Source organism: Tenacibaculum sp. UWU-22, assembly GCF_041021355.1.
GTDB lineage: Bacteria > Bacteroidota > Bacteroidia > Flavobacteriales > Flavobacteriaceae > Polaribacter.
In genome coordinates this window covers 1-1,304 of record NZ_JBFNGP010000019.1, presented here as the reverse complement: position 1 = coordinate 1,304, position 1,304 = coordinate 1, and the positions used below count along the sequence as shown (strand labels likewise).

General features: G+C 35.7%; 1 pseudogene. It reads left to right on the top strand.

Annotated elements, in window-relative coordinates:
• Positions 1-1,304: pseudogene (locus tag AB2B44_RS10590) on the top strand (gliding motility protein); the annotation flags it as partial.

Genomic DNA, 1,304 nt, shown 5'->3' with positions numbered 1-1,304 from the left:
ACCTATACATACGACTCTGATGAGTTTTTTGTTAGTCGATGCCCTGATGATTATGATAACGATTCTATCATAGACAACCTCGATGTAGATATCGACAATGATGGAATTTTAAATTGTGACGAATCACTTGGTAATGTTGTCATAAATTTATCAAACAGTAATAATCCAAACATTATTTTCGAAGATGGTAGCACCAACTCTTCTATGGTTTCTAGTTCGTTTAGTCAAGTCAACTCAAACGGAAATACAAACACTTTTGTAGGACAAGCCATTGGTGATTTTAGAGCTACACTAAAACCTGGAAACACGAGCGAACTAACCTATAATTTGAGTTTTACCAAAGCCATTAATTTTAAATTTACTCAAGCTGTAGGCAATACACATACTATTTCTAATGAAGAGTATTTTATTATAAAAATAGGACCTAACAATAAAAACCTTACCCTACTAGACCCCGACAACAGACTTCTAATAGATACCGATTACGATGGCGTTTTTGAAAGTAACGTAACCAAAATTTCTTCTGCCGAAATTTGGTTTAAATTTAACCCTTCTCCCTCAGGAAATACGCCTTTTCAATTTCTTGCCAACAAAATAAAGAACGTTAGTTTTCAATACAAAAGCGAATACCTTACAAATACAGCTACTTTTGATGGAAATTTTTATCTAACCTGTTTTCCTAGAGATTCTGATAACGATGGTATTGACGACGCTTTTGATATTGATTCTGATAACGACGGAATACCCGATATATATGAGGCTACAGGAGCACAAACCCAATTACTAAACACCGATGCCAATAACGATGGATTAGACGATGTGTTTAACTCCGTTACTACCAATACCGACACCGATAATGATGGGGTGCTAAATTACCTTGATCTTGATTCTGATAACGACGGAATATACGACCTAACCGAAGCAGGACATAATGCTGTTGACGCTAATCTTGATGGGGTAATTGATGATACCAATGTGGGTATTAATGGTTTAGTAAATTCGCTAGAAACCACTCCTGACAGCTTTGTAATTAATTACACCATTGCCGATACCGATACCGACAAAAATTTTAACTTCTTAGAATTAGATTCTGATGATGATGGGTGTTTTGATGTAAAAGAAGCTGGATTTACCGATGCTAATAATGATGGTATTTTAGATGCAACCCCTTTTAAAGTTGATGACAACGGTGTTGTAATTAATAATACCGATGGGTATACCACACCCAGCTCAAATTACACCACCCCTGCCCCAATTGCCTTAAACACTCCTTTTGAAGATGTTAGTTTTTGTGAAAATTCTAA